At 65.0% G+C, this 22455-nt stretch carries 13 protein-coding genes; 8 read left to right on the top strand and 5 right to left on the bottom strand.

Annotation, left to right across the window (positions count from 1 at the left end; genetic code table 11):
- The 3 genes from rpoB to NS355_RS02910 all read left to right on the top strand — a co-directional run.
- On the top strand, positions 1 to 3984 hold a 3984-nt coding region (rpoB, locus tag NS355_RS02900; protein ID WP_058744309.1), incomplete at its 5' end, for a DNA-directed RNA polymerase subunit beta.
- A gap of 86 nt (positions 3985 to 4070) precedes the next feature.
- The gene (gene rpoC, locus NS355_RS02905; protein WP_058717489.1) at positions 4071 to 8357 is read left to right on the top strand and encodes a DNA-directed RNA polymerase subunit beta'; all 4287 of its coding nucleotides are present in this window, start codon (positions 4071 to 4073) and stop codon (positions 8355 to 8357) included.
- A gap of 269 nt (positions 8358 to 8626) precedes the next feature.
- Positions 8627 to 8809: a hypothetical protein gene (locus NS355_RS02910; RefSeq protein WP_058744310.1), complete on the top strand. Its 183-nt coding sequence runs from the start codon at positions 8627 to 8629 to the stop codon at positions 8807 to 8809.
- A gap of 62 nt (positions 8810 to 8871) precedes the next feature.
- Here NS355_RS02910 and NS355_RS02915 read toward each other — a convergent pair whose 3' ends face one another.
- On the bottom strand, positions 8872 to 9876 hold the full coding sequence (locus NS355_RS02915) for a hypothetical protein (protein WP_058744311.1): 1005 nt from the start codon (positions 9874 to 9876) through the stop codon (positions 8872 to 8874).
- Positions 9877 to 10107: 231 nt separating this feature from the next.
- Between NS355_RS02915 and NS355_RS02920 the strand changes: the two genes are divergently transcribed.
- A complete protein-coding gene (locus tag NS355_RS02920) occupies positions 10108 to 11790 on the top strand; it encodes a hypothetical protein (protein WP_244489533.1) in 1683 nt (560 codons plus the stop codon).
- Between the two features lie 3 nt (positions 11791 to 11793).
- Here the strand turns inward: NS355_RS02920 and NS355_RS02925 are convergent, their stop codons facing one another.
- From NS355_RS02925 to rplJ, 3 genes are all read right to left on the bottom strand, one after another.
- Positions 11794 to 12861 (bottom strand): DUF5694 domain-containing protein, encoded by a 1068-nt coding sequence (locus NS355_RS02925; RefSeq protein WP_058744312.1) that lies wholly within the window; start codon positions 12859 to 12861, stop codon positions 11794 to 11796.
- Positions 12862 to 13070: 209 nt separating this feature from the next.
- A complete protein-coding gene (gene rplL / locus NS355_RS02930; RefSeq protein WP_007403895.1) occupies positions 13071 to 13445 on the bottom strand; it encodes a 50S ribosomal protein L7/L12 in 375 nt (124 codons plus the stop codon).
- Between the two features lie 69 nt (positions 13446 to 13514).
- Complete coding sequence (rplJ, locus tag NS355_RS02935; protein WP_056437177.1) at positions 13515 to 14036, bottom strand: 50S ribosomal protein L10; 522 nt, start codon at positions 14034 to 14036, stop codon at positions 13515 to 13517.
- 440 nt (positions 14037 to 14476) lie between these two features.
- On the opposite strand from rplJ, the gene NS355_RS02940 reads away from it, so the two are divergent.
- From NS355_RS02940 to NS355_RS02950, 3 genes are all read left to right on the top strand, one after another.
- Positions 14477 to 16957, top strand: coding sequence for a PhoX family protein (locus NS355_RS02940; RefSeq protein ID WP_058744313.1), 2481 nt, complete (start codon positions 14477 to 14479; stop codon positions 16955 to 16957).
- A 95-nt stretch (positions 16958 to 17052) separates the two neighbouring features.
- The gene (locus tag NS355_RS02945) at positions 17053 to 18144 is read left to right on the top strand and encodes a lactonase family protein (protein ID WP_084787457.1); all 1092 of its coding nucleotides are present in this window, start codon (positions 17053 to 17055) and stop codon (positions 18142 to 18144) included.
- A 100-nt stretch (positions 18145 to 18244) separates the two neighbouring features.
- A complete protein-coding gene (locus NS355_RS02950) occupies positions 18245 to 18943 on the top strand; it encodes an HPP family protein (protein WP_058744315.1) in 699 nt (232 codons plus the stop codon).
- Between the two features lie 124 nt (positions 18944 to 19067).
- Here NS355_RS02950 and NS355_RS02955 read toward each other — a convergent pair whose 3' ends face one another.
- Positions 19068 to 21443: a TonB-dependent receptor gene (locus NS355_RS02955; RefSeq protein WP_058744316.1), complete on the bottom strand. Its 2376-nt coding sequence runs from the start codon at positions 21441 to 21443 to the stop codon at positions 19068 to 19070.
- A 328-nt stretch (positions 21444 to 21771) separates the two neighbouring features.
- On the opposite strand from NS355_RS02955, the gene NS355_RS02960 reads away from it, so the two are divergent.
- Positions 21772 to 22455: a DUF47 domain-containing protein gene (locus NS355_RS02960; RefSeq protein WP_244489534.1), complete on the top strand. Its 684-nt coding sequence runs from the start codon at positions 21772 to 21774 to the stop codon at positions 22453 to 22455.

Consider the following 22455-nt stretch of genomic DNA (forward strand, 5'->3'; position numbering starts at 1 on the left):
AAGACGCTGCGCAGCGTCTTCCCGATCCAGGATTTCGCGGGCACCGCCTATCTCGACTTCGACGATTACGTCCTCGAGGACCCGAAGTTCGACGTCGAGGAATGCCGCCAGCGGGGCATCACCTATGCCGCGCCGATGCGCGTCACGCTGCGCCTGACCGCGTTCGAGGTCGACCCCGATACCGAAGCCAAGTCGGTCATCGATATCAAGGAGCAGGACGTCTACATGGGCGACATGCCCCTGATGACGGAGAACGGCACCTTCTTCATCAACGGCACCGAGCGCGTCATCGTCAGCCAGATGCACCGTTCGCCGGGCGTGCTGTTCGATCATGACCGCGGCAAGACCCATGCCTCGGGCAAGTATCTGTTCGCCGCGCGCGTGATCCCGTATCGCGGCTCGTGGCTGGACTTCGAGTTCGATGCCAAGGACATCGTCAACGTCCGTATCGACCGCAAGCGCAAGCTGCCAGTGACGGCGCTGCTCTATGCGCTGGGCATGAACTCGGAAGAAATCCTCAACTATTTCTACAACCGCCTGACCTTCGTGCGCGGCGACGGCGGCTGGAAAATCCCGTTCCAGGCCGAGAACTGGCGCGGCGCCAAGCCGATGTTCGACATCGTCGACGCCAGCTCGGGCGAGGTCGTGTTCCCGGCCGGTCAGAAGATCAGCCCGCGTGCCGCCAACAAGGCCGCGAAGGACGGCCTGTCGCAGCTGCTGATCCCGACCGAGGAAATCTTCGGTCGCTACTCGGCCTATGACCTCATCAACGAGCAGACCGGCGAAATCTACGTCGAAGCCGGTGACGAGATCAGCGCTGAAAACCTCGAAGCGCTGGACAAGGCGGGCGTCGACACGATCGAGCTGCTCGACATCGACCATGTCGCCACCGGCCCGTGGATCCGTAACACGCTGAAGGCCGACAAGGCCGAAGAGCGCGAGCAGGCGCTGTCGGACATCTACCGCGTGATGCGCCCCGGCGAGCCGCCGACGCTGGAGACGGCGGAGTCGCTGTTCGCGGGCCTGTTCTTCGATCCCGATCGCTACGACCTGTCGGCCGTGGGTCGCGTCAAGCTGAACATGCGCCTCGACCTCGATTGCCCGGACACGGTGACGACGCTGCGCACCGAGGACATCCTGGCGGTCGTCAAGACGCTGGTCGACCTGAAGGACGGCAAGGGCGAGATCGACGATATCGACAATCTCGGCAACCGCCGCGTGCGTTCGGTGGGCGAGCTGCTGGAGAACCAGTATCGCGTCGGCCTGCTGCGCATGGAGCGTGCGGTCAAGGAGCGCATGTCATCGGTCGACGTGTCGACCGTGATGCCGAACGACCTGATCAACGCCAAGCCCGCGGTCGCCGCGGTGCGTGAGTTCTTCGGTTCGTCGCAGCTGTCGCAGTTCATGGACCAGACCAACCCGCTGTCCGAAGTGACGCACAAGCGTCGCGTCTCGGCGCTCGGGCCGGGCGGTCTGACGCGTGAGCGCGCGGGCTTCGAAGTCCGCGACGTTCACCCGACGCACTATGGCCGTATCTGCCCGATCGAAACGCCGGAAGGCCCGAACATCGGTCTGATCAACTCGCTGTCGACCTTCGCCCGCGTCAACAAGTACGGCTTCATCGAGACGCCGTACCGCAAGGTGATCGACGGCAAGGTCACCGACGAGGTCGTGTACCTGTCGGCGATGGAAGAGCAGAAGCACACCGTCGCCCAGGCTTCGGCCGCGACGGATGCCGACAACCGCTTCACCGAGGACCTGGTCTCGGCACGTCAGGCGGGTGAATTCCTGATGGCGCTGCCCGATCAGATCACCCTGATGGACGTGTCGCCGAAGCAGCTCGTCTCGGTCGCCGCCTCGCTCATTCCGTTCCTGGAAAACGACGACGCCAACCGCGCGCTCATGGGCTCGAACATGCAGCGTCAGGCCGTGCCGCTGGTGAAGGCGGAAGCGCCCTTCGTCGGCACCGGCATGGAAGAGACCGTGGCCCGCGACTCGGGTGCGGCGATCGCGGCGAAGCGCGCCGGTATCGTCGACCAGGTCGATGCCAGCCGCATCGTGGTTCGTGCAACCGGAGAGGTCGATGCGGGCAAGTCGGGCGTCGACATCTACACGCTGATGAAGTTCCAGCGTTCGAACCAGTCGACCTGCATCAACCAGCGTCCGCTGGTGAAGGTGGGCGACGTCGTGAAGGCAGGCGACGTGATCGCCGACGGCCCCTCGACCGAGTTCGGCGAGCTGGCGCTGGGCCGCAACGCGCTCGTCGCGTTCATGCCCTGGAACGGCTACAACTATGAGGACTCGATCCTCATCTCCGAGCGGATCGTGAAGGACGACGTGTTCACGTCGATCCATATCGACGAGTTCGAAGTCATGGCGCGCGATACCAAGCTCGGGCCGGAAGACATCACCCGCGACATCCCGAACGTCGGCGAGGAAGCGCTGCGCAACCTCGACGAGGCGGGCATCGTCTATGTCGGCGCCGAGGTGGAGCCGGGCGACATCCTGGTCGGCAAGATCACGCCGAAGGGCGAATCGCCGATGACGCCGGAGGAAAAACTCCTCCGCGCGATCTTCGGTGAAAAGGCGAGCGACGTGCGCGACACCTCGCTCCGTCTGCCGCCGGGCGTGGCCGGTACGATCGTCGACGTGCGCGTCTTCAATCGTCACGGCATCGACAAGGACGAGCGCGCGATGGCGATCGAGCGCGAGGAGATCGAGCGTCTGAAGAAGGATGCCGACGACGAGCGCACGATCCTCAACCGGGCGACCTGGAGCCGCCTGCGCGAGATGCTGCTCGACCAGACCGCCACCGCCGCGCCGAAGGGCGTGAAGAAGGGCATCGTCATCGACGCCGAGGTGCTGGAATCGGTCGATCGTCACGAATGGTGGAAGTTCGCCGTCGCCGACGACGCGCGCCAGAGCGATCTGGAAGCGGTCAAGGCGCAATATGACGAAGCCGCCAAGCGGATCACGGACAAGTTCCATGACCGCCGCGACAAGCTGGAGCGTGGTGACGAGCTGCCGCCGGGCGTGCTGAAGATGGTCAAGGTCTTCGTCGCGGTGAAGCGCAAGCTGCAGCCGGGCGACAAGATGGCCGGCCGGCACGGCAACAAGGGCGTCATCAGCCGCATCCTGCCGCAGGAGGACATGCCCTTCCTCGCGGACGGTACGCCGGTCGATCTCGTGCTGAACCCGCTGGGCGTGCCGTCGCGCATGAACGTCGGTCAGATCTTCGAGACGCATCTGGGCTGGGCGGCGCGCAACCTGGGTATGCAGGTCGCGGCGCAACTCGAGGATTGGCGCGAAGCCAATCCCGACGCCAAGCCGGGCGCGGTGCCGGAAGCGGTTAAGTCGCGGCTCGTGGAAATCTACGGCGATCACTATGCCGAAGACATCCAGAACCGGGACGACGAGGAAGTGGCCGAGCTGGTCCAGAACATCCGCACCGGCGTGCCGATGGGGACCCCGGTGTTCGACGGCGCGCGTGAGAGCGACGTGTCGGAGATGCTGGAGCTGGCGGGTCTGCACACTTCGGGCCAGTCGGACCTGTTCGACGGGCGCACCGGCGATCAGTTCGACCGCAAGGTGACCGTGGGCATCATCTACATGCTGAAGCTCCACCACCTGGTCGACGACAAGATCCACGCGCGTTCGATCGGGCCGTACAGCCTCGTTACCCAGCAGCCGCTGGGTGGTAAGGCGCAGTTCGGTGGCCAGCGCTTCGGTGAGATGGAAGTGTGGGCGCTGCAGGCTTATGGCGCGGCGTACACGCTCCAGGAAATGCTGACGGTGAAGTCGGACGACGTAGTCGGCCGCACCAAGGTCTACGAAGCGATCGTCAAGGGCGACGACACCTTCGAGGCGGGCATCCCGGAGAGCTTCAACGTGCTGGTCAAGGAAATGCGCTCGCTGGGTCTCAACGTCGACCTCAAGTCGATGGAAGACGCCCAGGACGACGGTCTGGCCGAGGCGGCGGAGTAAGATCAGGGAAGCCGGTGAGGCCCATGCTCCACCGGCACCTTGTCTACCTCGCCCGATGAATTTTCCCTCCCTGTGAGGAAAGCAAGATGAACGAACTGACCAACTTCGCCAATCCGGTGGCCAAGCCGGAAACCTTCGACCAGATTCAGATCGGCATCGCGTCGCCCGACAAGATCCGTTCCTGGTCGTTCGGCGAAATCAAGAAGCCCGAGACGATCAACTACCGTACGTTCAAGCCGGAACGTGACGGCTTGTTCTGCGCGCGCATCTTCGGCCCGATCAAGGATTACGAATGCTTGTGCGGCAAGTACAAGCGCATGAAGTACAAGGGCATCGTCTGCGAAAAGTGCGGTGTCGAAGTTACGGTGTCGAAGGTCCGCCGCGAGCGGATGGGCCATATCGAACTGGCCGCGCCCGTCGCGCACATCTGGTTCCTGAAGTCGCTGCCGAGCCGCATCGGCCTGCTGCTCGACATGCAGCTCAAGCAGCTCGAGCGCGTGCTGTACTTCGAAGCCTATATCGTCATCGAGCCGGGCCTGACCCCGCTGGAGAAGTATCAGCTTCTCACCGAGGACGAACTGCTCGACGCGCAGGATGAATATGGCGAGGACGCCTTCTCGGCCGGCATCGGCGCCGAGGCGGTCCGCATCATGCTCGAGAATCTCGACCTGGAAGGCGAGAAGGTCGCGCTGCTCGAAGAGCTGGCGACGACCAAGTCGGAGCTGAAGCCCAAGAAGATCATCAAGCGCCTGAAGGTCGTCGAGAGCTTCCTGGAATCGGGCAACCGTCCCGAATGGATGATCCTGGAAGTCATTCCGGTCATCCCGCCCGAGCTGCGCCCGCTGGTGCCGCTGGACGGCGGTCGCTTCGCAACCTCGGACCTGAACGATCTGTATCGCCGCGTCATCAACCGCAACAACCGCCTGAAGCGCCTGATGGAACTGCGTGCGCCGGACATCATCGTCCGCAACGAAAAGCGCATGTTGCAGGAAGCGGTCGACGCGCTGTTCGACAATGGCCGTCGCGGCCGCACGATCACGGGCGCCAACAAGCGTCCGCTGAAGTCGCTGTCCGACATGCTGAAGGGCAAGCAGGGCCGCTTCCGTCAGAACCTGCTCGGCAAGCGCGTCGACTATTCGGGCCGTTCGGTCATCGTGACCGGCCCGGAGCTGAAGCTGCACCAGTGCGGCCTCCCGAAGAAGATGGCGCTCGAGCTGTTCAAGCCGTTCATCTACGCCCGTCTGGACGCCAAGGGTCTGTCGATGACCCTGAAGCAGGCCAAGAAGTGGGTCGAGAAGGAGCGCAAGGAAGTCTGGGACATCCTGGACGAGGTGATCCGCGAGCACCCGGTCATGCTGAACCGCGCGCCGACGCTTCACCGTCTGGGCATCCAGGCGTTCGAGCCGGTGCTGATCGAGGGCAAGGCGATCCAGCTTCACCCGCTGGTCTGCTCGGCGTTCAACGCCGACTTCGACGGCGACCAGATGGCCGTGCACGTTCCGCTGTCGCTCGAAGCGCAGCTGGAAGCGCGCGTCCTGATGATGTCGACCAACAACATCCTGTCGCCCGCCAACGGCAAGCCGATCATCGTGCCGTCGCAGGACATGGTGCTGGGACTGTATTACCTCTCGCTTGAGAAGCAGAAGGAACCGGGCGAGGGTATGATGCTGGCGGACATGGAGGAGGTCCATCAGGCCCTCTTCGCCGGTGCCGTCACGCTGCACACCAAGATCATCAGCCGCGTTCCGCAGACCGATGAGCAGGGCAACCAGTATCTCAAGCGCTATGAGACCACGCCGGGTCGCATGCTGCTGGGCGAGTGCCTGCCGAAGAGCCACAAGGTGCCCTTCGACATCGTCAACCGCGTCCTGACCAAGAAGGACGTCGGCGAGGTGATCGACGAGGTGTATCGCCACACCGGCCAGAAGGAGACCGTGCTGTTCGCCGACGCGATCATGGCGCTGGGCTTCCGTCACGCGTTCCGCGCCGGCATCTCGTTCGGCAAGGACGACATGATCATCGCGCCGGACAAGGATCGTCTGGTCGACGAGACGCGCGAGCAGGTGAAGGACTTCGAGCAGCAGTATCAGGACGGCCTGATCACGCAGCAGGAGAAGTACAACAAGGTGATCGACGCCTGGAGCCGTTGCGGCGACCAGGTGGCGAACTCGATGATGAACGAGATCAAGGCGGTTCGGCATTACGAGGACGGCCCGATGGAAGGCCGTGAGAAGCCGATCAACTCGATCTACATGATGGCCCACTCGGGCGCCCGTGGTAGCCCCGCCCAGATCAAGCAGCTGGCGGGTATGCGCGGCCTGATGGCCAAGCCGTCGGGCGAGATCATCGAAACGCCGATCATCTCGAACTTCAAGGAAGGTCTGACCGTTCTTGAATACTTCAACTCGACCCACGGCGCGCGTAAGGGCCTGGCCGACACGGCACTGAAGACGGCGAACTCGGGTTATCTGACCCGCCGTCTGGTGGACGTGTCGCAGGACTGCGTCATCATCGAAGAGGATTGCGGCACGACCCGCGCCCTGGAGATGAAGGCGATCGTGCAGGGCGGTTCGACCATCGCGTCGCTCGGTGAGCGTATCCTGGGCCGCACTACGGCCGAGGACATCGTCAACGCCAAGACCGGCGAAGTCATCATCGCATCGGGCGTCCTGCTCGACGAGCCGATGGTCGCGAAGATCGAGGCGGCGAACACCCAGTCGGTCAAGATTCGCAGCCCGCTGGTTTGCGAATCGAAGATCGGTGTCTGCGGTAAGTGCTATGGCCGTGACCTCGCCCGCGGTACGCCGGTGAACATCGGCGAAGCGGTCGGCGTCATCGCGGCGCAGTCGATCGGTGAGCCGGGTACGCAGCTGACCATGCGTACCTTCCACATCGGTGGTGCGGCGCAGCTGAACGAGCAGTCGAACCTGGAAGCGGCGGCCGATGGTACCGTCGAATTCCGCGACCTGCGCCTGATTACCGATCAGCGTGGCCGCCGCGTGGTTCTCAGCCGTTCGGGTGAGATCGCGATCGTCGACATGGACGGCCGCGAGCTCTCGGTCGACCGTATCCCCTATGGTGCGTATGTGCTGTTCGACGATGGCCACATCGTGTCCAAGGGCGACCGCATGGCCGAGTGGGATCCGTTCACCATGCCGGTGATCACGGAAAACCCCGGTACGGTGAAGTTCCAGGACCTGATCGAGGGCAAGACCCTGACCGAGCAGGTCGACGAAGCCACGGGTATCGCCCAGCGCGTCGTCACCGAGTACCGCGCCTCGACCAAGTCGAAGGAGGATCTGCGTCCGCGCATGACCCTGCTCGACGACAATTCGGGCGAGGCCGGTCGCTACATGCTGGCGCCGGGTGCGACGCTCTCGGTCGAGGACGGGGCGCAGGTGCAGGGCGGTGACGTTCTGGCCCGTGTCGCGCGTGAATCGGCCAAGACCCGCGACATCACCGGCGGTCTGCCGCGCGTCGCCGAGCTGTTCGAGGCACGCGTTCCGAAGGACTCGGCGATCATCGCCAAGGTCTCGGGCCGTGTCGTGTTCGGCAAGGACTACAAGGCGAAGCGCAAGATCGGCATCCAGCCCGAGGATGGCGGCGAGGTCGTCGAGTATCTGGTGCCGAAGTCGAAGGTGATCGACGTTCAGGAAGGCGACTACGTCAAGCGTGGCGACAACCTGATCGGCGGTTCGCCCGATCCGCACGACATTCTGGAGACGATGGGCGTGGAGCCGCTGGCCGAATATCTGGTCAGCGAAATCCAGGAAGTCTATCGACTCCAGGGCGTGAAGATCAATGACAAGCACATCGAGACGATCGTTCGTCAGATGCTGCAGAAGGTCGAGATCACCGACGGCGGCGACACCACGTTGCTGAAGGGCGAGCAGGTCGATCGCGAGGAAATGGACGCGATCAACGACAAGCTCGACGCGAACCAGGTCCGTGCGCAGGGCAAGCCCGTCCTGCTCGGCATCACCAAGGCGAGCTTGCAGACCCGCAGCTTCATCTCGGCGGCGTCGTTCCAGGAGACCACCCGCGTCCTCACCGAGGCGGCGGTCCAAGGCAAGCAGGACACGCTGATGGGCCTGAAGGAAAACGTCATCGTCGGCCGCCTGATCCCGGCGGGCACCGGTGCGGGCATGAACCGCCTGCGCGTGGCGGCCTCCAGCCGCGACGCCGCGCTCCGGGCGCAGCAGCGCAAGCTGGCCGAGGCGATTGTCGCACCGGTCAGTGCCGCCGAAGAACGGGCTGCCGAGCAGGCGCGTTCGGCGCGTGACGCTGGCGGCACCGGCAACGATCCGCTGGCTGAAGTCGCCCCCTCGGGTCACGGCACGGACGCTGATGCCGGTGAGTATCTGAACGACTGATCCGGCTAACGGATTGGAAATAAAGGGCCGCCGTCCGGGTAACTGGACGGCGGCTTTTTACCACCCGCCGAAGCGATCCTTGATCTGAAGCAGGCCGTCGGTTTCCGGCCATGATTTGTAACAGGAAAAACCGCGGTTTTGCGCCGAATGGAGGGCGCGCGAGGCCGGATGCAGGAACCGAAAGGCCCTCCCAACCATATACGAATATTGGAGAAGATCCCGGAGATGCGCGGGTTATTGGTGCATCGTCGGGACCCTGGAGACCTGAGATGACGTCGCCTGAGATTGACGAAGACTATTTTTACCAGCGTGCCGAAACCGAACTCGAACTGGCCCAGAAGGCGACCCACCCCGCTGCGGTGCGAGCACATTACATCATCGCCAACCACTATCTCGACCGGGTGTACAGCCAGCCGGACAGCGCACTGACCGCCGAGGTCGCCGCCGAATAGGCTGCTTAGACGTCAGGTTTTGCGGTCGGGCCTGTCGATCCCGATGCCCGGCCGCTCCTGCCTCACAAATCCGCAAAAGACCGGCGCGCCCGGTGCGCCGTAAGACCAGGAACGGTCGCTGCAAAAGCCAGCAGATCGCGTTCGAAAGAGGCGCGAGCGGCGATTGTTCTGCGGCCGTTTTCCATGAAGTCCGGTCGTTCCCGGTCATCCACATCCGCCAACCGCCTTTGCCACCGAGCCGCATCGGTGGCCGCATTGGCCCGGCGATTGACCGGCGGCACCGGCGGAGGCGCATTGCGGCCGAGTAAAGCACCGATCTTGGCGACGAAGCGGTCGAGATCCGTTTGCGTCCCATCGATGGTGCACTGTGCGGCCGCCGTTCCGCCATAGCAATCGAGATCATGCGCCGTCTCGGCATAGGTTGTCATACTGGCATAAGCATGGTCGAACGCTATCCGGCGCGCTGGGGGCCAGGCCCGTGCCCAGCCTGCGATCAGGCGTCGGCGGCTCTGATCTCGCAGCCTGGCGTGGTGGGCCGCGCATATCGCGCCACCTGCCCCACTCGAAATATCGTCGCAAATGGCGAAGGGCTTTTCCGCCATGGCTTGCAAATGCCCGATCCGGTCCTCGGTGGCGCTGGCCGCGTCGTCGATTCCACAAGCCATATGGATCGCCCGATCGATGTCGCGCGCGCCGCCCCAGCCATTGGCATAGGCGACGGCAAGGATGCCCGAGCCGGCGAAATAGGCGTCCGGCGTGTCGGCCTCTTCGTCCCGTTCCAGAATGGCGCAGCGCCGTGCCGCCACCGGATCAGCCTGGCGGCCGATACCATAGAGCAGCGCCTCGCTATTGCAGCCTTTCAGCGCCGCCGCTTGCGCCTTGTCAGGGCGTTCCGACGCGTCGGGTTCGCGATCGATCAAACGACGGCACAGCGCGCGCGACGGCGCAGCTTCGGCAAGATAGGGCGAATTCTTGAGATAGGATATGTCGGCGCTCGACCAGTCGTAGCGCGGTGTAGACGCTGCGATCAGCCAGGGCGTGCAGACGATCGCCAGCCAGCGCAGCATTCGGGTCGATGGAAAACAGGAAATATGGCGCATCGACACGAGGTAGGATCCGTGAACGATAGGGTGCCCGATATGTTCGCCCGCGCAGCCTTCGCGCACAAGGCCTTTCGCCTGAATCGATGCATATCCGTACCAACCCTCGACAGGGCCGCTTCGGGACCATAGGCGAGGGTAATGGCTGGACCTCTTTCCCCGCTTGCGCCGTCTTCATGGACAGGACGCGCCACCGGCATGGTGCCATTCGCGATCGCCTATGGATTGGCGATGCTGATATTCTTCCGCGTGCCGATCGCCAGCGGGTTCGACCTGGGTTTCGGAGAGCGCGGCGATGCGCTGATCGAGATGACGATCCTCGAACATTGGCGCAATGTCTGGTCGGGAGTGTCGTCGTGGAATAGCGGTTTCTATTTCCACCCTTATGGCGGCACGCTGGGCTATAATGACGGCTATTTCCTCTATGGCATCGTCTATAGCCTGTGGCGGCTGGTCGCGGACCCGTTCCACGCCGACACGCTGAACATCCTGACGTTCAAGACGATCGGCTTTTTCTCCGCTTATGCCCTGGTCGCGCGCACCCTGCGCTGGGGGCGGGGTGCGGCGGTTCTGGTCGCACTGCTGTGGACGATCGCCAGCAACATCCATCTCCAGGCGGTCCATGCCCAGTTGCAGAGTGTCGCGCTGCTGCCGCTCGCGATGATGCTGGCGATCGCTTGCGTCCGGGCGGAAGGGGCGGGGCGGCATGGTGCGGCGCGGGTCAGGGCAGTCGGGCTGGCCGCGCTGATGGCGGCGTGGCTGATGACGTCCTACTACATGGCCTGGTTCACCATCTTTTCGGTCTGTCTGTTCCTGTTGTGCTGGGGGGGGATGACCGGTCAGGCACGGCCCGCCGTCGCCTTTGGGCTGGTGCGCCGTCATGCGGGGACGATCGCGACCGGCTTCGCGGCCTTTGCCGTCCTGATCCTGCCCTTCCTGATCGTCTATCTGCCCAAGATGCGCGAGACGGGGGGCGAGGGGCTGGAGGACATGCTCGGCTATCTGGTCACGCCGGTCATTGACATGGTGAATGTGGGCCCGGGCAATTATATATGGGGCTGGCTGTTCGTGCCGCTCCACGCGCTGGTCCATCATCTGCTGCCCGACGATCCCGACCTGCCGCGCCGGGTGCTGGGCGGCGAGCATGAGGCGGGCTTTCCGCTGCTGATGGTCGCGCTGCTGCTGGTCGCGGCCTGGCGGATCGTCGTGCGGAAACGCGTGGGCCAGGCCGAGGCGCCAGTGACGTTGCGTGCCTTCACCCTGGCCATGATGGTCGCCTGGGTCCTGACCCTGCAATTCTGGTACGCCTCGCCCTGGCTGCTCGTGTTCGAACTGGTGCCGGGGGCCAAAGGGTTGCGCACCGTCTCGCGCTACCAGCTGTGGCTGACCCTGCCGTTCCTGCTCATCATCGTCGCGGGCTGGCGGGCGCAGGCGGCGCGGCTGCGGGCGGAGCGCCCGGCCTGGGCGGCGGCGATTGTCGCATTGCTGGTCGCCGAGAATCTGAGCGCCGAGACGCCCGCCCAGCTCAGCCGCGCCGAGCATCGTACCGCCCTGTTCGCCATTCCCCGGCCGCCGCGAGACTGCCACCTGTTCTACGTCACCGCATCACGGGTGACAGAGCCGCTCTACATCAGCGAAGAACTGCACAAGCTCTATCCCCACAATGTCGACGGCATGTTCCTGGCCGAGTTGTGGCGGGTGCCGACGATCAACGGCTTTTCGACCTTCAACCCGCCCGACTGGAACTTCGGCGATCCGCTGGCGGCGGATTATGATGCGCGGGTGGCGGCCTATGCGAGGCGGCATAAACTGCGCGGCGTTTGTGAACTCGACGTGCGGCGGGTGCAGCCTTGGTCGAGGCTGCAGGATCAACCCGAGTAGCGCCTATCGCAAAAAGGGGGCGACATTAACCAGCGTCACGTCGCGCATCTGGTTCAGATAAGCTTCGTAATAGGGTTTGTGCGACGCGCCGACGATCGCGATCATCCGCGTGCCGGGCGCGCGCGCCAGCACCTCGCGGATATTGGCCACCATGCGCAGGTTGCGGGTTTCCCAATAGGCGACATAACGCCGCCCATAACCCTGCGGTGACGGCTCGGTGAGCGCGGCCCCCCAGTCGGAGCGATAGACCAGATCGGCGGCCTTCGGCGCGTTCAGAGCACGATAGAGGGTCAGCAGCCCGTCGGGCTGGGCAATCCCCGCATAGAGCCGCTCGCTCTCGGCCTTGTGTGCCTTGGCGGCGGGATTGTCCCAGGCACGGGCGATCGCCTCGCCATATGCCTTGTCGTCGATCTTTGCGCCGACGAAGGACTGGTCGTCGACGCTCCAGACCCGCTCCAGCCCCGACCGCGCGGCGACCAGTTCGGTTTCGCTTTTCGTCGTGAGTCGGGCCTGCAGATCCTTCACCAGCGCCTGCGTCAGCCCGTCCTCCGCTCGTCGCTCATCAGCGGGCAGGCGGAACCACTGGACCATCGCCGAGGCCGGTTCCCCGGCGGCGAGGAAGATCAGCGCCAGGCGACGGCGCTGGGCGGGTGTCGGTGCTGTGGGCCAGGCGGCGAGCAGCTCTTCGGCCCTGGCATTGGCGGCAACAACGTCGAGCCCCGCTGCCCGTCCGGCGGCGCTCGGATCGAAGCAATAGGCTTCGACTTCCTCGGCATGACGTTCGCGCTGGTGGCGCATGGCATCGCATTGCAGCCCGGCGATACTCTCGCTGGCCACCGCAGTCGGCTTCCAGCGGATCAGGCGCGCGAGCAGCGGCTCGACCATTTCCGGCCGAAAGCTGGCGGGGAGGCCCGACAGATGCGGTGAGCCCAGTACGAGCACCTCGTTCGCGCGTCCGGCAGGCCGATCGGTCAGCGCGTCGGGGTGGAAAACAGGGCGATAGCGCTGGGCCTCCGCCATGCCCGCCAGCCCTGTCATGGCCGCCAAAAAGACAAAGCTGATCCGTCGCATCCGTTGCCCCCATATCCCCGGACACAGCCGCCATGCCATCCGACCAGCGACTGTATTATTGATATAGTACGGCATGATGATCGTTGGGGTCAATGGCATGATGGAGCCAGCCCCTTTCCAAAAGAAAAGGGCGACCCCCCTAAAGGGGCCGCCCTTGACTTTAGCTCGCCAAGCGAACGGGTGCGGCCGGTTGCCCAGCCGCAGTCCGATTACTTGAGCTCGACGGTCGCGCCGGCTTCTTCGAGCTGCTTCTTGATCTTCTCGGCCTCGTCCTTGGCAATGCCTTCCTTGACGGGCTTCGGAGCGCCTTCGACCAGCGCCTTGGCTTCGGTCAGGCCCAGGCCGGTGATCGCACGGACTTCCTTGATGACGTTGATCTTCTTGCCACCGTCGCCGGTGAGGATCACGTCGAATTCGGTCTTCTCTTCAGCGGCCGGAGCAGCAGCGCCGCCAGCAGCAGGAGCCGCGGCAACAGCAGCGGCGGCCGAGACGCCCCACTTCTCTTCGAGCATCTTCGAGAGCTCGGCGGCTTCGAGGACGGTCAGCTCGCTCAGCTGGTCAACCAGCGCGTTCAGGTCTGCCATGTTCTTATCTCCAATACGGGCCGGATGAAGTGGCCCGAGTGTGTCAGTTCAATCGTGTTCGCCCGAAGATCAGGCGGCTTCCTTGTCCTTGTCGGCATAAGCCGCGAGGACGCGGGCGATCTGCGCCGCGGGAGCCTGGGTGATGGTGGCCAGCTTCGTGGCAGGCGCCACGATGAGACCGACCAGCTTCGCCCGGAGCTCGTCCAGCGAGGGCAGAGTCGCCAGCGCCTGCACGCCTGCGACATCAAGGACATTCGCACCCATCGATCCGCCGACGATCTCGAACTTGTCGGTCGTCTTGGCGAAGTCCACGGCCACCTTGGCGGCGGCCACGGGATCGATCGAGCTGGCAATGCCGACGGGACCCGTCAGCATGTCAGCGACACCGGCATAGTCGGTGCCTTGGGCTGCGATCTTGGCAAGCCGGTTCTTCGAGACCTTGTAGGTCGCGCCGGCTTCCCGCATCTTCGTGCGCAGGGCCGTCGACTGGGCGACGGTCATGCCGTGGTTGCGGGTGATGACCACCACGCCAACCTCGTTGAAGTTGCGGTTCAGTTCGGCGACGGCCTGGCTCTTTTGATCGCGATCCATGCCATTCTCCATGGTTGGAACGGCCGCGAACGACCATCCCGGTTGCTTGACCGGGGGGTGAAACCACCCCTCGGGGTGTCCAGCGATGGGGAATGGGCAACCGACGCGTGAGAAACGCGGGGCAGACCGGGCGGGACCAGCGAGTGGCACGACCGGCAAAATCCTTTTCCCCGTCTCGGCAGGAGATTAAGCCAGGGCATATTCCCCGGCACCTGCTGTCTTGGACGGAATCCGAACGGGCAAGCCCATCCGGATGCGGGGGTGCCGTTACGCGGATCGAAGAGGCGAGTCAAGCAATCCCGCATCATGACGTGCATGTCATGCATGAGTCATGCATCAGTCACCGACATGACGCCGAAATGAAGCGCGCATGACTTGGTTCGGCGGCAAAGCCCCCATGCCTACCGCAGCGCTTCCCGCGCGGTATCGGGGGAAATTCCATGTCGGATATCAACAACATGGTCGCTTATGACGACGGCGACATCGACACCAACCGTTCGACCAACGCGCATATGAGCGACCTGATCGCCACCCGCCTGTCGCGCCGCCAGACGCTGCGCCATGGCGTGTCGGCCATGACCACCGCGCTGTTCGGCGGCGCGTTGCTGGCCGGTTGCGACGACGAGAATCCGCAGGCGGTCACCGCCACGGCGGCGGGCAGCACCGCCAGCGTCGCGGCGGGCCGTCCCGTCACGCTGACCGGCACGGTCGGCAGCGGCCAGGTTGCGAACGTCAACTGGAGCCAGACGGCGGGCCCGTCGGTCACGCTGACCAACGCCAACCAGCTGGTCGCCTCGTTCCGTGCACCCGCCGTTGCGACCGCGACGCAACTGGCGTTCAAGCTGGAGATCACCAGCCGCGACGGCCTGGTCACCAACAACACGGTGACGCTCACTGTCACGCCGATCACGCTCGACTTCACCGCCGTGCCGCACAGCCTGGCCGATATCGTGACCGTTCCCTCGGGCTATAGCGTCACCGTGCTCTATCGCCTGGGCGATCCGATCAGCAGCGCCGTCCCGGCCTTTGGCAACAACGGCAACGACACCAATTTCGCGCAGCGTGCGGGCGACCATCATGACGGCATGAGCTATTTCGGCCTCGCCGCCAGCGGGTCCAACCCCGATCCGAACAGCAGCACACGCGGTCTGCTGGTGCTCAACCACGAGAACATCACCCAGCTCTATCTTCACGCCAACGGCCCGACGCCCAGCCCGCGCCCCGAGTCGGAAGCGATCAAGGAGATCGAGTGCCACGGCGTCTCGGTGGTCGAGGTCACGCGTTCGAACGGCGCCTGGACCTATGTCCAGAATTCCGCGCTGAACCGCCGCATCACGCCCAACACCCCGATGGCGTTCAGCGGCCCGGTCAAGGGCGCAGCATGGCTCAAGACCGCCTATTCGACCGATGGCAGCAGCGGGCGCGGCACCATCAACAACTGCGCCAACGGCACGATGGCGTGGAACACCTATCTGACCAACGAAGAGAATTGGGCAGGCTATTTCCGCCGTACCGCGGGCGATGCCGCCGTCCGCGCCACGACCAACGCGAAGCAGAATGTCTCACTGGCCCGTTATGGCATCGGCGAGGGGCGCTCGGGCAATTATGGCTGGACCACGGTCACGCCGTCGGATTCGTCGAGCACCGTCTTCCGCCGCTGGAACGCGACGGCGAACGCCGCGCTGGCCGCCGATGGCACCGCCGACTTCCGGCACGAGCCGTTCCAGTTCGGCTGGGTGGTCGAGATCGATCCGTTCAACCCGAACTCGACCCCGCGCAAGCGCACCGCGCTGGGCCGCATGAACCATGAAGGCTGCCAGAGCGGCCGGATGATCGCGGGTGTCCGCCCCGCCTTCTACATGGGCGACGACGCGCAGAACGAATATATCTACAAGTTCGTCTCGACGACGCCGTGGAATGCCTCGGACGCCAGCGCCAGCGATCGCCTGGCGATGGGCGATAAATATCTGGACAACGGCACGCTTTATGTCGCGAAATTCAACGCGGACGGCACCGGCATGTGGATGCCGCTGGTCTATGGGCAGAACGGGCTGAACGCCTCGAACAGCGTCTATCCCTTCGCCGATCAGGCCGATGTCCTGATCAACACCCGCCTGGCCGCCGACGTGCTGGGGGCGACCAAGATGGATCGGCCCGAATGGACCGCCGTCAATCCGGCGACCGGCGAGATGTATTGCACGCTGACCAACAACGCCTCGCGCAAGCCGGTGGCCTCGGGCAATCAGACCGGCGTCGATGCGGCCAATCCGCGCGCCTATGTCGATGCGCCCTCGACTTCGGTCGGGAACCGCAACGGCCATATCATCCGTCTGCGCGAGACGAACGACACGACCGAGGCGACCAGCTTCACCTGGGACGTGTACGCGTTTGGCGCGGGGGCGGACCTCGATCCGACCAACATCAACCTGTCGGGGCTGGACGCGACCAACGATTTCTCGTCGCCCGACGGCCTGTGGTTCAGCCTGCCGAGCAATGTCGCAGGGCAGCAGACGCCGGTGATGTGGATTCAGACCGATGACGGCGCCTTCACCGACGTCACCAACTGCATGATGCTGGCCGCGATCCCCGGCCGGGTCGGCGATGGCGGCACCCGCTCGGTGACGAGCAGCGCGGGCGGGGCGAGCGCGACCGTCACCACGCGGATCGGCAAGGCGCCGGGCGTCACGCTGAAGCGCTTCCTGGTCGGTCCGAAGCAGTGCGAGATCACCGGCATCCATTCGACGCCGGACGGTACCTCGGTGTTCGTCAACATCCAGCATCCGGGCGAGGACGCCAGCAGCCCGGCCGCGCCGACCAGCAACTGGCCCGACAGCCAGGGTGGTTCGGCCTCGGCCACCATCCGTCCGCGCTCGGCCACCATCGTCATCACCAAGAATGACGGCGGCGTGGTCGCGATCTGATCGATTGATCGCATCATGAGCCCGGAGGGGGCGGGAAGCGATTGCCTTCCCGCCCCCTTTGGCGTTTGAAGGCTGCTCGACAAGGGACGGGCGGCATGACGACGACACGGCGAGACGTAATGGCGGGCGCGATCGCGGCCACGGGGCTGGGCATCGCGGGCGAGCCGCTGTTCGCGCGCGGGCCGGGACGCGACCGGCTGATCGCGGGCACCTATACGAATAAGGGCGGCAAGGGACTGTATCCCATCGTCGATGGACACGTCGGCACGCCGGTGACCGGGATCGTCAACGCCTCCTACGGCGTCGGGGGCGGGCCGAACGGCGCCTTCTATCTGCTGCGCGAACAGGCCGAAGGCCGCGTGACCGGCTATGGTCCCGGCTGGACGGCACGGGGCGGGGCGTCGACCGGCGGCGCGGACCCGTGTCATGTCGCGATCGACCGCGCTTCCGCCTGTCTGGCGGTGGCCAATTATTCCAGCGGCTCGGTTGCCTTCCACCGGCTCGACCGGCGGACGGGCACGCCGGGTGAGCCGGAACTCTTCCAGCATCACGGGACCGGCCCCAATACCGGGCGTCAGGCCGGGCCGCACGCGCATTGGGTGGGATTCAGCCCCGACCGGCGCTGGCTGCATTCGGTCGATCTGGGGGCGGACGCGATCTTCGCCTATCGCTTCGATCCCGTCGCGCGCACGCTCTCCGATCAGCGGATCGCGTGGCAGGCCCCGGCGGGTGTCGGGCCGCGCCACATGGTCCGCCATCCGACGCTGCCGCGTGCGTATGTGGTCTGCGAATTGGAGACCCGCTTGTTCGTCCTCGACGTGCTGCCCGACGGTAGCTTTCGGACCGCTGACGAGCGCGCGCTGGTGCCCGAAGGCGGCCCTGCCTCCTATGGCGCGCATATCGCGATCGATCGTGCGGGGCGGACGCTCTATGTCTCCAATCGCGGGGCGAACAGCATCACGTCCTTTTCCGTCGACGCCGGGGGCGGCGTCCGGGGGCTGGAGATTTCGCCCAGCGGCGGGGATTGGCCGCGCTTCTTCCTGTTGCGGGAGGATCGTGGAGAGATGCTCGTCGCCAATGAGCGTTCGGGCAGGGTGAACGTGTTCCGGATCGGTCGATATGGCTTGCTGACCGATACAGGACGCAGCCTCGCGATTCCCGGCGTGGTATTTCTGGCGGAGGCTTGACGCTCTCGCCATGACGACGGCCGGGTGATGAAGCGAACGTAACGCCGCCCCAAGCTTTTGACGGTGGCGGGAAGGGCGCCCTCTGCTTAGACAGCCCGTCATGCGCTTTTTCCAACCCCTGCTTGCCGGAGCCACGCTGTCCGGCCGCCTGCTCGCCTGTGTCGGGGCGGTCATCGGGATCGCGCTGACCATCATCGTGTGCGGCGGGCTGCCCGCGTTCGGTCCCGACCTGCCGATCATCGTGGCGCCGCTGGGGGCCTCGGCGGTGCTGGTCTTCGCGGTGCCCGCCAGTCCGCTGGCCCAGCCCTGGTCGGTGGTCGGCGGCAATGTCCTGTCGACGCTGGTCGGGGTGGCGATGTTTCAGGCCATCCCCTCGCTGCCCTTGGCGGCCGGATGCGCGGTGGGCGGGGCGATCCTGGTCATGTCGGTGACGCGCTGCCTGCATCCGCCGGGCGGCGCGGCGGCGCTGACCGCCGTGATCGGCAGTCAGGGAATCCATGCGGCGGGCTTTTCCTTCGCCTTCGCGCCGGTCGCGATCAACTCGATCGCGCTGGTGGCGATCGGCATGTTCTTCCACCGGGCGACGGGGCGCAGCTATCCGCACGAACCCGCGCTCGCCCCGCCGGTGAGCGACGCCTCGCGCATTCGGGCGGAGGATGTCGACGCCGCGCTGGAGGATATGCACGAGAGCTTCGATATCGCGCGCGAGGATCTGGACATGCTGCTCGCCCATGCCGAGCGCCATGCTCGGGCGAGGGCAAAGCCGGTGCGGGCAAAGCGCTTTTTGAGGGGCGGTTAAGGAGCCAGCCTCCGTTCACGCCGAGCGAAGTCGAAGCGCACGTGCAAGCCTTCGCCAACCACCCGACAAAAAAGCCCGCCCCTCACGAAGAGGGACGGGCCTTTGCGTCATAGGATAAACCCGATCAGCGATACTTGCCGGTGAACGACACGCCGATGATGCGCGGTTCGTTGAAAACGGCCGCCATATAATTCTCGATCACGCCCTTCAAGTTCTTCTCGTTCGTGATGTTGCGGGCGAAGACCGACAGACTCCAGTCGTCGTTCGGTGCGGAATAGCCGATGCTCAGGCCGCCCTCGAAATTGCCGTTCGAGGTGAACTCCTTGGTCCGGTACAGGACGAAGTTGGTATAGCCCTGCAGGTTCCAGTCGGTCGCGATGAAGGCCTTGCCGCCACCCTCCAGCGGCATGTCGTACTTGGCCGCCAGATTGACGTTATATTCCGGCGCGTTTGGCAGCGGGTTGCCGTCGATCTGCGCGAAATAGGCGTTGGCGCCGAACACGGTGCGGGTGACATACGGGTCGAGCACGGTGCAGACCTGTACGCCGTTCAGACCGCAGGTCTGGGCGAACACGCGCTTGTCGCGGATTTCCGAGTGCAGCAGGCTGACACCTGCCGACAGCGCCAGGTTGCGCACCGGCAACCACTGCGCATCGGCTTCCATGCCGTAGGCCACCGCCTTGTCGGCGTTGAACAGCACGCCGTTGCCGTCCGAGTCATTGCCGTTCAGCTGGATGCCCTTCACGCGGTACGCAAAGGCCGCCGCGTTCAGGCGCAACGTGTTGTCGAACAGCTTCGACTTGAAGCCGGTCTCGAACGACAGGTTGGTCTCCGAGTTCGCGGTGGTGAAGTCCGAGTTGAACACCGCCGAGCGACCCTGGATGGTCGGGCCACGGAAGCCCTGTGCCGCACGGACATAGACGTTCAGGTTCGGATTGACCTCGTACATGGCCGACAGGTCCCAGCTGGGCTGGGTATCCGACAGGCGCACGTCGCGGCGACCGGTATAGCGCACGCCGCCATCGGGGCGGCCCGGTGCCTTGAGCAGCTGGGTACGCTTGGTATCCTCGCTGATCCGGCCACCGGCGGTCAGGGTCAGGCGGTCGGTCGCCTGATAGCTGACCTGCCCGAACACGCCCCAGGACGTGTTGACGTTGTGCAGGCGGACCCAGTTGTCCGGGTTGTTGGTGTTCGGATTGCCGGGCGCGGCCGGGTTATAGGCAGGCAGCAGGAAGAAGCGACGCTGGTAGAAGTCGGTGACGTCGCGGCTGTCGAAATAGATGCCGCCGACCTGCCACTTGAACGCGCCGGTGCCGGTCGAGGCGAGGCGGACTTCCTGCGTCCACTGGTCGAGACCCCGGACCTGACCCTGGCTCAGGCCATAGCCGTTGGGCTGGCCATTGAACGGGAAGTTTGCCGCCGCGCCGCCATCGGTGTCGCCCTTGCTGAAACCGGCCGTGGTTTCATAGGCGGTGATCGAGGTCAGCTCGGCCGGGCCCAGGTCCCAGGCGGCACGCAGCGAGGCGCCTTGCGTATCATAGGACTGCGGATTGCCCTGACCTTCGTCATAGGCGACGCGGTCGCGCGGTTCGGCCGACACGTCGCGCGAACCCTTCTTCAGCGCCCCGCGATGGAACAGCGTGGAGGTGCCGTCATACCAGCGGGCATGGCCCGACAGGTTGAACGACAGCGTGTCGGTCGGCGTCAGGAGCAGCTGAAGGCGCACGTCGCGCTCGGTGAAGCCGCCCATGGCGTTGTTCTTCGGGGTCAGCGTGCCGTCCAGGCTGGTGCCCGCATAGGTGTTGTCGACCCAGTTGTCGCGGTGCTGCACCAGCGCCGACAGGCGGAAGGCCAGCACGTCGCGGATCAGCGGGCCGCCGACACCGGCATCCATGCTGATCGTGTTGTAGCTGCCGATCGAGGCGGTGGCGCGGCTCTGGAAGCTTTGCGTCGGCTTGATCGTGTCGAACTTGATGATGCCCGCGGTCGTGTTGCGACCGAAGAGCGAACCCTGCGGTCCGCGCAGCACTTCGACCTGGTCGACGTCGAAGATCGGGTTCGACTTCAAGACGACATGCTCCAGGACCACATCGTCCTGGATGATCGACACGGGCTGCGACGCGCCCAGATAGAAGTCGATATTGCCGAGACCGCGAATGTAGAAGCGCGGGAAGATACGGCCGGTCGTCGTCTCGGCATACAGGCCCGGCACACGGCCCGACAGCGCCAATATGTCCTCGCCGCCCTGCTGGAAGGTGCGCAGGTTCGAACCGCTGACCACGCCGACCGACACCGGCACGCGGTTCAGGCTTTCCGAACGGCGCTCGGCGGTGACGACGACGTCGCCCAGACCCTGCTGCTCGTCCGTCGCCGCACCAGTGGTGGCCGCACCCTGATCGGTGGCGGTCTGCGCGGCGTTGCTTTGGGCCATCACCGGCACGGTCGCCAGCGTTCCCCACGCAGCGCCCAGCAGCGCCGCGGTCTTGATAACCGATTTCATATAGTCCCCACGCTCCGGCGGACGGTTCATGCCGCCCGACTGATTAGATTCTCCCGGTAGGGCGGGCGGTTAACGGCGCATTATGGCGCTCGCGTGACAGAGGTGGTGCGGAAAAACCACAATGGCTCATGAATTTACGACCGGCGGCGGTCGCGGCCCGACCGCCGCGGCGCGGTCGCTCTGGACCCTGCTGTCACAGAGTTGTAACCGGGTTTTGCTTGACGGGGGGCCTGCGTCTGGTCAGGGGGGCGACATTCGTGCCATCCTGGCTTCATGACCTTTTCGCGGTCCGGCGTTTCGTCGTGGCCCGATCGGTCATGGCCGAAAGATGCGCACGGTTTCGGATCACTATCGGGGTTACCGACTGATGTTCGCCTGGTTCCAACGCCTCCTGCCGAAGACGGGAAATTTCTTCGAGCTGTTCGAGGCGCAAGCCGCCACTATCCTTGCGGGGGCCGAAGCCACCGTTCGGCTGTTCGACAGTCAGGGCCACACCGCCGACGAGATCGCCGTCGTCGCCGCGCGCGAGCATGACGCCGACGAGATCACGCGCCAGGTACTGACCTCGGTCCGCTCGACCTTCCTGACGCCGTTCGACCGTGCCTCGATCACCTCGCTGATCGGCTCGCTGGACGATACGATCGACGAAATGAACGCGGCGGCCACCGCGATCGGCCTGTACCGGCTGACCACCTTCGCGCCCGAGATGCGCGAGATGGCGTCGGTCGCGGTCGAGGCGGCCCGGCTGACCGTCGAGGCGATGCCGCTGATGCGCGATGTCGCGCGCAACGGCGACCGCCTCCATGCGCTGACCGAGGAACTGGTCCGGCTGGAAGGTCGTGCCGACGAAATCCATGCGGCGGGCCTGAAGCGCACGCTGGAGGAATGCGGCGAGCGCGACACGCTGCGCTTCGTCATCGAGAAGGAAGTGTACAAGCATCTGGAGCGCATTCTCGACGCGTTCGAGGATGTCGCCGACGAGATCGACGGCATCGTCATCGATCACGCCTGA

Source organism: Sphingomonas yabuuchiae (genome assembly GCF_001477495.1).
Classification (GTDB): domain Bacteria; phylum Pseudomonadota; class Alphaproteobacteria; order Sphingomonadales; family Sphingomonadaceae; genus Sphingomonas; species Sphingomonas yabuuchiae_A.

What these genes read in the sequence shown, in the direction of transcription:
- NS355_RS02915 (WP_058744311.1), bottom strand. Translation starts at nt 9,876, where the DNA reads ATGCTGCGCTGGCTGGCGATCGTCTGCACGCCCTGGCTGATCGCAGCG.
- rplL (WP_007403895.1), bottom strand. Translation starts at nt 13,445, where the DNA reads ATGGCAGACCTGAACGCGCTGGTTGACCAGCTGAGCGAGCTGACCGTC.
- NS355_RS02910 (WP_058744310.1), top strand. Translation starts at nt 8,627, where the DNA reads ATGACGTCGCCTGAGATTGACGAAGACTATTTTTACCAGCGTGCCGAA.
- NS355_RS02955 (WP_058744316.1), bottom strand. Translation starts at nt 21,443, where the DNA reads ATGAAATCGGTTATCAAGACCGCGGCGCTGCTGGGCGCTGCGTGGGGA.
- NS355_RS02920 (WP_244489533.1), top strand. Translation starts at nt 10,108, where the DNA reads ATGGTGCCATTCGCGATCGCCTATGGATTGGCGATGCTGATATTCTTC.
- rplJ (WP_056437177.1), bottom strand. Translation starts at nt 14,036, where the DNA reads ATGGATCGCGATCAAAAGAGCCAGGCCGTCGCCGAACTGAACCGCAAC.
- NS355_RS02940 (WP_058744313.1), top strand. Translation starts at nt 14,477, where the DNA reads ATGTCGGATATCAACAACATGGTCGCTTATGACGACGGCGACATCGAC.
- NS355_RS02950 (WP_058744315.1), top strand. Translation starts at nt 18,245, where the DNA reads ATGCGCTTTTTCCAACCCCTGCTTGCCGGAGCCACGCTGTCCGGCCGC.
- NS355_RS02960 (WP_244489534.1), top strand. Translation starts at nt 21,772, where the DNA reads ATGCGCACGGTTTCGGATCACTATCGGGGTTACCGACTGATGTTCGCC.
- rpoC (WP_058717489.1), top strand. Translation starts at nt 4,071, where the DNA reads ATGAACGAACTGACCAACTTCGCCAATCCGGTGGCCAAGCCGGAAACC.
- NS355_RS02945 (WP_084787457.1), top strand. Translation starts at nt 17,053, where the DNA reads ATGACGACGACACGGCGAGACGTAATGGCGGGCGCGATCGCGGCCACG.
- NS355_RS02925 (WP_058744312.1), bottom strand. Translation starts at nt 12,861, where the DNA reads ATGCGACGGATCAGCTTTGTCTTTTTGGCGGCCATGACAGGGCTGGCG.